General features: G+C 41.4%; 11 protein-coding genes. 4 read left to right on the top strand and 7 right to left on the bottom strand.

Translation table 11 applies throughout. The features are described 5' to 3' along the window. Positions 1 to 245 precede the first annotated feature (245 nt). Positions 246 to 1091 carry a dienelactone hydrolase family protein gene (locus tag QM629_RS08860; RefSeq protein WP_415159295.1) on the top strand — a complete coding sequence of 282 codons (846 nt, stop codon included), beginning with the start codon at positions 246 to 248 and terminating at the stop codon, positions 1089 to 1091. 14 nt (positions 1092 to 1105) lie between these two features. On the opposite strand, the gene QM629_RS08855 is transcribed toward QM629_RS08860, so the two are convergent. Then, positions 1106 to 1843, bottom strand: coding sequence for a pyridoxine 5'-phosphate synthase (locus QM629_RS08855; protein WP_415159293.1), 738 nt, complete (start codon positions 1841 to 1843; stop codon positions 1106 to 1108). Between the two features lie 302 nt (positions 1844 to 2145). On the opposite strand from QM629_RS08855, the gene QM629_RS08850 reads away from it, so the two are divergent. After that, positions 2146 to 2778 (top strand): putative colanic acid biosynthesis acetyltransferase, encoded by a 633-nt coding sequence (locus QM629_RS08850; protein WP_415159291.1) that lies wholly within the window; start codon positions 2146 to 2148, stop codon positions 2776 to 2778. Positions 2779 to 2810: 32 nt separating this feature from the next. On the opposite strand, the gene QM629_RS08845 is transcribed toward QM629_RS08850, so the two are convergent. From QM629_RS08845 to QM629_RS08830, 4 genes are all read right to left on the bottom strand, one after another. Then, positions 2811 to 3548 carry a LytR/AlgR family response regulator transcription factor gene (locus QM629_RS08845; protein WP_415159289.1) on the bottom strand — a complete coding sequence of 246 codons (738 nt, stop codon included), beginning with the start codon at positions 3546 to 3548 and terminating at the stop codon, positions 2811 to 2813. Then, positions 3545 to 4582 carry a sensor histidine kinase gene (locus QM629_RS08840; RefSeq protein ID WP_415159287.1) on the bottom strand — a complete coding sequence of 346 codons (1038 nt, stop codon included), beginning with the start codon at positions 4580 to 4582 and terminating at the stop codon, positions 3545 to 3547. The genes QM629_RS08845 and QM629_RS08840 overlap by 4 nt, the downstream gene beginning before the upstream one ends. 6 nt (positions 4583 to 4588) lie before the next feature. Next, positions 4589 to 4948, bottom strand: a complete 360-nt coding sequence (locus QM629_RS08835) for a DUF4288 domain-containing protein (protein ID WP_415159285.1) — start codon at positions 4946 to 4948, stop codon at positions 4589 to 4591. A 122-nt stretch (positions 4949 to 5070) separates the two neighbouring features. Beyond that, positions 5071 to 5922, bottom strand: a complete 852-nt coding sequence (locus QM629_RS08830; RefSeq protein WP_415159283.1) for a LiaF transmembrane domain-containing protein — start codon at positions 5920 to 5922, stop codon at positions 5071 to 5073. 228 nt (positions 5923 to 6150) lie between these two features. On the opposite strand from QM629_RS08830, the gene holA reads away from it, so the two are divergent. Further along, on the top strand, positions 6151 to 7164 hold the full coding sequence (holA, locus tag QM629_RS08825) for a DNA polymerase III subunit delta (RefSeq protein ID WP_415159281.1): 1014 nt from the start codon (positions 6151 to 6153) through the stop codon (positions 7162 to 7164). A 65-nt stretch (positions 7165 to 7229) separates the two neighbouring features. On the opposite strand, the gene QM629_RS08820 is transcribed toward holA, so the two are convergent. After that, positions 7230 to 7523, bottom strand: coding sequence for a helix-turn-helix domain-containing protein (locus QM629_RS08820; protein ID WP_415159279.1), 294 nt, complete (start codon positions 7521 to 7523; stop codon positions 7230 to 7232). 195 nt (positions 7524 to 7718) lie between these two features. Next, positions 7719 to 8210, bottom strand: coding sequence for a DUF6702 family protein (locus QM629_RS08815; RefSeq protein WP_415159277.1), 492 nt, complete (start codon positions 8208 to 8210; stop codon positions 7719 to 7721). 51 nt (positions 8211 to 8261) lie between these two features. Between QM629_RS08815 and QM629_RS08810 the strand changes: the two genes are divergently transcribed. After that, positions 8262 to 8930 (top strand): HupE/UreJ family protein, encoded by a 669-nt coding sequence (locus tag QM629_RS08810; RefSeq protein ID WP_415159275.1) that lies wholly within the window; start codon positions 8262 to 8264, stop codon positions 8928 to 8930. Positions 8931 to 8946: the final 16 nt, after the last annotated feature.

The following is an 8946-nucleotide window of genomic DNA, read 5'->3' as shown; positions in this document are numbered from 1 at the left end:
TCAATCTGCTGAAGAATAATGCCAGCAAAAAAACAAGCATTAAAAAGAAAAGGCTGCTATCTGCCCTCAATGATGACTTTCTTGCTAAAACTGTCTTTAAAGAAAATTTTTAGATGCGTTTGCCCTGCTGTTCACCGGCAAACAAATTGCACTGAATTTGCTGTAACATATTATAACATTCGTTTTATTAAAGCCTGATTGTTTAAATTGTGTTACCCATAAGTTTAAAAACTAAAATCATCCTTATGCAAAAGCAATTATTATTTTTTGTTTTGATGATATGCTTCGCCTCAGCCAACGCACAAAAAAATACATCAGCCTGCTGCCCGCCGGCCAGTGCAACTACACAATTTGCCTTACTTGCAAATGATAAAAATTTTGTAATGCAGCACGATGCCCCATTACCCTTTCATTATAAAAGCGCTAATGGAACTGACATAACCTTTAAAGCAGCCGATGGCACCGATGCCCATGGCTGGATGGTAAAAGCCTCTAAACCCACCAGCTATTACCTTTTTGTTTTCCAGGAATGGTGGGGCCTGAATGATTACATAAAACAGGAAACTGAAAAATTAGCCAATGAACTTGGCATTAATGCAATTGCAATTGATCTGTACGATAAACAAATTGCCACCACGCCGGATGAAGCCCGCAAACTGGTGCAGGCTGTAAAAGCAGAACGCGCCGTAAATATTATAAAAGGCGCTTACAATTATGCCGGCGCAGATGCAAAAGTTTTTACTATAGGCTGGTGTTTTGGCGGCGGCTGGAGCCTGCAGGCAGCGTTGCTTGGCGGCAGCAGTGTTGAAGGTTGCATTATGTATTATGGAATGCCCGAAAAAGATGTAAATGAGTTAAAAAAACTGCATGGTGACGTAATTGGTTTTTTTGCCAAAAAGGATGGCGGCATTACGCCGGCGATTGTTGAAGCATTTAAAACAAACATGAAAGCTGCAGGTAAAAATCTCACAGCCTACGAATACGATGCCGTACATGCATTTGCCAACCCAAGCAACCCTGATTATAACAAAGAAGCCACCGCAGATGCACACGCAAAAACCATAGCGTTTATTAAAGCCAGAATAAAATAAAGCCTGCCGGGGTATTAAAACAAATTGCCGCCGGGCAATGCCAGCTGGCGCTTATATAACTGGATGGTATTTTCAAAACCAAAATAAATAGCGTCGCAGATAAGCGCATGGCCAATGCTTACTTCGTCTATCCATGAAATGTTACGGATAAGATAATTCAGGTTTTTAAGATCAAGATCATGCCCTGCATTTAAACCGAGGTTCATTTCACGCGCTGCCACTGCTGCTGCCAGATAAGGCGCAATAGCTTCTTCTTTATTTGTTTCATAATTATGTGCGTAAGCTTCCGTGTATAGCTCTACACGGTCGGTACCGGTTTCTGCAGCCGCTTCGATCATTTCAATTTTAGGATCAACAAAAACAGAAGTGCGTATGCGTGCTTTTTTAAATACGGCAATTATATCTTTCAGGTATTGCTGGTGTTTTATTGTATCCCACCCATGATTGCTGGTAACCTGCGATAAGGCATCGGGTACCAGCGTAACCTGCGTAGGCTTTGTTTGCAAAACCAGTTCCACAAATTTTTCTTCCTGCGGGTTGCCTTCAATATTAAACTCTGTCGTAATGATCTTTTTTATCTTGCACACATCATCATAACGAATGTGCCTTTCGTCGGGCCGGGGATGAACGGTGATGCCATCTGCACCAAACTTTTGGGCATGAATTGCGGCCTGAACAACATCGGGATTATTGCCGCCGCGGCTATTGCGCAATGTGGCAATTTTATTGATGTTCACGCTTAATTTAGTCATGGTTTCATTCATTTAAATTAACAGATAAGGTAATGGTTAAGATGGGACTGCTAAGTAACGATGGCATAGTTTATTCTTATATTGGATATGATTTTTTAAATTCTTTTTAACGATAAATGAAGCAACCCGTGCGATGATAAAAATTTACGTACCGATTAACTGAGCCTTGGAAAAAGGCGCCCGCGGATTTTTTTAGCTATCCCAACTGTTTTTGCAGGCAATTAAAAAATAAAATAAGTTTGTTAAAGCAAAACACCGTAAACGGTTTGCCAGTATTTAATCCGTAGCTAAACTGTGAACTTATGCAATTCCAAAATTTAAAAAATTTCAGGCTTCCTGATGGCTTCAGGGGAAAACCGGCCTGGTATGTACAAACCTGGTGGCTTGTGCAAATGCTGTTCTTCAAAACCTCTCCTCAATGTATGTATGGCTGGCGGCGGTTTTTATTGCGGCGCTTTGGCGCTAAAATTGGCAAAAAAGTAATGATCAGGCCCACTGCGCATATTCAGTTTCCCTGGAAACTGCAGGTGGGCGATTATAGCTGGATAGGCGATGAGGTTGTATTGTATAACCTGGGCGAAATAAGCATTGGCAGCCATGCTGTAGTTTCGCAACGGTCTTACCTGTGCACCGGCGGCCACCGGCATAATAAAACTGAGTTTTCTATATATGCAGAACCGATTGCTATTCATGACCAATGCTGGCTGGCTGCTGATGTATTTGTTGGCCCGGGTGTGCACATCGGGGCAGGTACAGTGATTGGTTCAAGGTCTTCTGTATTTAAATCATTGCCTGCTGCCAAAATATGTTTTGGCACGCCGGCAGTGGTTGTAAAAGACCGGGTAAGCCTGCAGGACGAATTAAAAATTACATTCCATCAGCTTCCGGCGCTCCGATCAATAATATTACAGGTTGGTTATAACCAGGCATTTTGACGTTTTTATTGGCGAATCATTGTACGCCGGCATTATATTCCCAACACCTCTTTCAATTTAGTATAACCGGACTTGCTTACCGGTATTTTAGCGCCGGTGGAAAGCAGCAAAAGATGGCTGTCTTTTTCATAAGCATCTATCCTCGTTATGAGCTGCGTGTTCACAATGTAGGAACGGTGCACCCGCACAAACTGGAACAATTGCAGTGATTCTTCAAAATAACCCATTGTTTTCTTTTTAAGGAAAATGCCTTCGCCGGTAAAGATCTTTACATAATCATCGGCGGCTTCAAGGTATTGTATTTGCAAAACCGGTATTATTTTAATCTTGCTGCCGTCTTTTACCACCACCCTGTTCTGCTGTATGGGCGACTGGCCCGCCGATTCCAGCACCGCCTCTGTTTTTGGGGGGGCAACAGGCTTTTGCTGCTGCAAATATTTCTGGATGGCTTTATCAAAGCGTTCTCTGCTGAAAGGTTTTAATAAATAATCAACCGCATTGCTTTCAAAAGCCTTGATGGCGTATTCATCAAAAGCCGTTGTAAATATTACGGCCGGCGGTTCTTCTATCAGTTCCAGCATTTCAAATCCCGTTATCTTGGGCATTTGTATATCGAGAAAAATCAGGTCGGGCGCATACTGGTTAATGGCCTTTAACCCTTCAAAACCATCATTGCATTCCGCCACAATGTTAATGGATGGATAAGCCTGCAAATATTCTCTTACAATGCTCCTTGCCAGCGGTTCGTCATCAATAAGAATTACGTTCATACTGCTTGAGGTATAAGAATAGTGGTTATGAAATAATTATCTTCTTTTTCTGTGGTTAACAGGTCCTGCCTGGCAAACAGCAGGAACAACCTGCGCTTTATAGAAGCCAGGCCGAACCCGGTACCTTTTAACGGTTGTGCCGTTTCGGGGTCAAAAGGGTTTTTTACCGATACAATTAAATGATTCTCTTTTTTGGCTGCATATACTTTTATCGTTACCTCGCCTGTTGTATCGTACAGGCCAAACTTAATGGCATTTTCCACCACGGGCTGCAGCAGCAGTGAGGGAAGCTTTAAATCAAGGGCCGCTTCTTCACAAACTATATTTGTTTGCAGCCGGTGTCCAAACCGAACCTTTTCAATTTCGAGGTAGAGCTCAAGGTATTGCATTTCTTCTTTCAGCGTGTTCCATTGTTTTTCATCTTTTCTTAAAGTGCCGCGCAAAAATTCGCTCAGTTGGTTTATCATGTGCCTTGCTTTTTCCGGCTGTATTGCCGTTAAAGCGCTGATGGAATTTAAGCTGTTGAATAAAAAATGCGGCTGCAACTGCTGCCTCAGCTTATATAATTCTGCCTCTTTTGCCAGTTGCTCTGCCTCCGCCCTGCGTGCATTCATTTCTTTTTGCTCCTCCTGGTTATACCATAGTAAACTTATCATGGCAATACAACTTACCAGTAAAAAACCTACGCCAAACCTGATGCCTGCCGCATGCTGCGTTAATTGTATATAATGAGCATCATCTCCCAGGAAAAGATTGAACAGGAATTTTGAAAGCAGCGAGCTCATGCCGCTTACACAAATGCCTATAAAAAGTATATACCAGTATTTTTCACGCTGCGGCAGGTAGTAACGCATGTTATTTACTATGAGAAACGAAATGCCGCCCAGCAACCCCGACGTTATAAGCGTGTCGCTCAATATTTCATGCGCAGTGAATGAAAGCTCCGAAAGCACATAAGCATGCACAGCGCTTACAATGAGCCACCAGCTTACGTTGAGGAACAGCAATCCCCTGTTTGATGTGCCTGTTATCAAAACGTGCTAATTTAACTGCATGCTCGTATGCAAAAAGTTTTCCTGGAGATGTGAAGCCCGCATTAATGTGAGCTTGGTATATATTTCACCATTTTCTTCTTCTGAAATACGCGAATAAATTTCAACGCCATCGTTCAGGCTGTTCAGCTCATGCACTTCGCTTACATCTATAAACCGCCAGTGCACCGGCTTATCGGCAGCGTTTAGAAAATTATCCTGCTCCCTGTGCCCGAATAACCTTGCTTTTTGAAATGCATGCAATTCATCATCGGCGCTTATTAAACGTAACTGTTCGTCAAACTGCGGTGTGTGCGCGCCATCTCCGCATAATATTCTGTAAACCAGTTTAGCGAGATACCACTTCATAGAATTATTGTATTTGGTTAGATTATAGAATAAACTTGTATAATTATGCTGCGGCCCGGGGCTTTTAAGCTTTGCCTGTAAGCTTATGACACCGGTAACTATGTAAAAGGTTGCTGCCTGTATTAATAATTTCTTATTTCAATGCCGCCGAATACGCAGGCGCCTTTCAGGATGATTGTTTTATTGGCATCAGGCGATGAGATGCTTGCCTGCCGTTTATCTTCCACGCCTCCAAACACAGCCGTCATCCGGTTTTTCACATTCCAATGACCGGGCAGGATGAGCTTGGCCCCGCCGAACACGGCATTAATTTCCAGTTCTACTGTTTGCTTTATATCGGCCTGAACGAGGTTAATCTCAGCGCCGCCCATAAAGGCATTTACCTCGCCGCCTTTAAAATTTTTGGAAAGAATAAGTTTATTAACGCTTCCGAATACCGCATTTATTTCCACAAATTCAGCATCTGCCGCATCTTTTTCATTAATATTTACAGGTTCTGCTTCTGCTGCGCCAAATGCTGCAGGTTCCGCTTTTATATCTGTTGCACCAAACGCTGAATGCCTTCTGTTCCATTTTTCTTCAAATCTTTCCCATTTCCTGTAATATCTTTTATGATGCGAATGCGGTTTTATTATAAACACGATGCCAATTAATATAAATATACCGGGCCACAGAAACTTATCTATATGCATATTGGGAATAATCTCATTCACTAAAAACGCACCACCCACAATCATCATTACACAGCCCCCGGCATTTCTAAATCTGCTCTTAAAGCTGATAAGCAGGCCTATAGCTATCAGCAGCAGGGGCCAGTCAAACACCCAGCCGGGTATATCGGCGCCTGCCTGCCTTGCCAGCAATAAACCGCCTATCGTAAGCAACAATACGCCCGCCCATATACGGCCGCCGCTATTATCATGCATCTGCCTTCTCCATTCTTCCCTCTGCCTTCTTCTTTCTTCGCTGTCCATTTGATTGTTTTAATTTGTGATACAAAAATATTATAGGTTTTGTTTGGTATAAAGCCGCTTTAGGTTTGCCTGCCGATATTGTAGGTAAAGTACTGAAACCGGTAGGTGAACAAATATTACAACAGCCGTTTTATTAAGCATTGGTGCTTCAATAATTTTTTAAGGATGGTGTAAAGTTGTTTATAATTCCTGAAACAAATCATTTTGCTGTAAACTTATCTTTGGCGCATGTCTGCCGAAAAAATTATTGCCGACTGGAAACAACAGAAGTTCAAACCGGTTTACTGGCTTGAAGGGGAGGAGCCTTTTTTTATTGATGAAGTGGTTGATTATGCAGAGCATAAAATTTTAAGCGAAAGCGAAGCTTCGTTTAACCTTACGGTTTTTTATGGTAAGGATGCAGACTGGGCAAGCGTAGTAAATGCCTGCATGGGCTACCCGATGTTTGGTGAAAGAAAAGTGGTGCTGCTGAAAGAAGGGCAGCAAATGAAAGACATTGAGAAACTGGAAAACTATATATCCAAACCGCTGGCTTCAACGGTTTTTGTAGTGAGCTATAAAGATAAAAAATTAGACGCCCGCACGAAGTTTTCCAAAGCGGTTAAGCAACACGGAGAATTGTTTTCTACCAAAAAAATTTATGAGAACCAGTTGCCCGAATGGACGCAGCAGGTAGCGGCAGGCCTTGGCCTGTCCATCAATAACAATGCACTGCTGTTATTGGTTGACCATATTGGAAACGATCTCAGCCGCATGAAGAATGAGCTTGAAAAGATTTCCATCAACCTTAATGAAAGAAAAACCATTACAGAAGATGATATTGAAAAATTCGTAGGCGTAAGCAAGGAGTTTAATGTGTTTGAACTGCAGGATGCCATCAGCCAGAAAAACCTGCCTAAAGCTATCCGCATTATTCAGTATTTCCAGTCTAATCCAAAGGCAGCACCGCTGCAGTTGGTGTTGCCTACTTTGTATAATTACTTCAGTAAAATATACATGGCCGCCGCCATGAACGACCCTTCCGAAAATGCATTGAAGCCTCTGTTTTATAATAACCCTTTTGCTGCCAGGCAGGCTGTAACGGCTGTAAGGAATTATGGGTTTTCGGGCGCAGAAAAAATTATTTTATTGCTGCATGAATATAACCTGAAAGGCATTGGCATCAACAGCGCTATATCAGGTAGCGCAGCCGATGCAGAATTTTTGAAAGAGCTTGCTGTAAAGATTATTATGGCGGCTTAAGTAATTGGAGTGTTTGTCCGCCTTTTTAGCAATAAGATAATACCAGGTTGCTATATAAACTTATATTAATTATCTGACGGGGGAACAACAACAGGAAACCTCAATTTATCAGAAGAAGCTTTTCTCATTATGTATATATGTTTGCCTTCTTCAAAATTTTTAATTACCGCAACAGAAACCTGCAGAATATCGGCAATTTGTTTCAGTAAAGAATCCTCAATTATTTCCTGTTGCTCTAATAAAAGTATTTCATTTACAGTCCAGCCAATACCAAGTTCGTAAGCAAGTTGTGCCTGCTGCATGCCTTGCATTTCCCTGAACCGCTTTACGTTTTTTCCCTGGTGAATTATTTTTTTCATGCACTATACCAAATTTAATATGCTGCAGGAGTATCATGTAAAATTATATTTATAAATATAAAAGAACAAAAAAGGTTTTATTGATACTTTTACTACGCCCTGTGCTATACAGTCGCTCTGAAATGGCGCCTTAGAGATGTTTTTCCGCAATATTCAGCTACAATTTCCCGGCTTTCGGGCCGCCAAAACACCGCATTATTTCAACGTAAACTTTATATAATTATCCGGGTAATTCAGCTTTGAGGTTTCATCATAGCTTCCGGCTTTTACATGAATGAAATTTACCTGTTCCTGCCTGTAATCGTATAAAATGGTATTGGTTATTTCAAGTGTGTTTAAAGACGATATATTATCGCATTCAAGATAACTCCATATACTGCCTTCTTCACTTTCAAAACCATCAAACTTTACATTCAGCGCCTTGCCATCTGCTTTGATAATAAGATGTTTGCTGATGTATTGCTGAATCAGTTTTTCCGAATGGGCTTTTTCATTTTTATTTAAAAGATCAACTTTGCCTGTATAGGTCTGGCGGATTGTTTTTTCAAAGTCGTCTGTAAAAATGCGCACGCTTATTTCGAGTGTATGATTGGCTTTGTCATGCTCAATCTCCGTCATGGATATATAAAAGGGGTGCATGAGTGAAAGCATTGCCGTAAAAAACAGTTGTGTTATTATTGCGCTCATTTTATTTGCAAAGCCGTAAAACTCTGCATTAATCAGATACAACAAATACGCATGCATAATTTTGGTTTATATTTTACAACAGGCCTTGCGCATATTTTAACCTGGAAGGCGCTTGACCATATCCTGTTTGTAACGGCGCTTTGCCTGCGTTACCAGTTTAAAGACTATAAAAAAATATTCCTTCTTGTAACGGCATTTACCATCGGCCATTGCACTACGCTTATATTAAGCGCCTTCAATGTCGTCGGCGTAAAAAGCAGCATCACCGAATTTTTTATTGCGCTTACCATACTGCTTACAGCCATAAGCAATGTTTTTGTGAAAGATGTGCCGCGGCAGCAGAAAATATCCTTCATCTATATCATGGCGCTCTTGTTTGGCATGGTGCATGGCCTGGGCTTTGCTTACGGCTTAAAAAGCATGCTTGGTAAAAATGAAAACATATTTGTGCCGTTACTTGCTTTTAACTGCGGTATAGAAGCCGCTCAAATATTAGTGGCGTTGGCTGTGCTTCTTGTTTCCTATATATTTGTAACCATACTAAGGGTACCGTTCCGTTACTGGCTGCTTTTCATCAGTGGGATTATATTCGGTCTTTCCCTGCAAATGGCGGTTGAAAGAAATCCTTTCGGGGAAAAGAATAGTGGTGAAGTAACCTGGGTCAGGCGCATAAAGCGTCAGACCGGTAACACGTTTCTTAAATTATTTGAATCAATATAAAATATACATCAGCATA

The organism is Parafilimonas sp. (genome assembly GCF_047606085.1).
Lineage (GTDB): Bacteria > Bacteroidota > Bacteroidia > Chitinophagales > Chitinophagaceae > Parafilimonas.
Note: the sequence above shows the minus strand (reverse complement) of the source record. Positions and strands in the feature narration are given on the sequence as shown.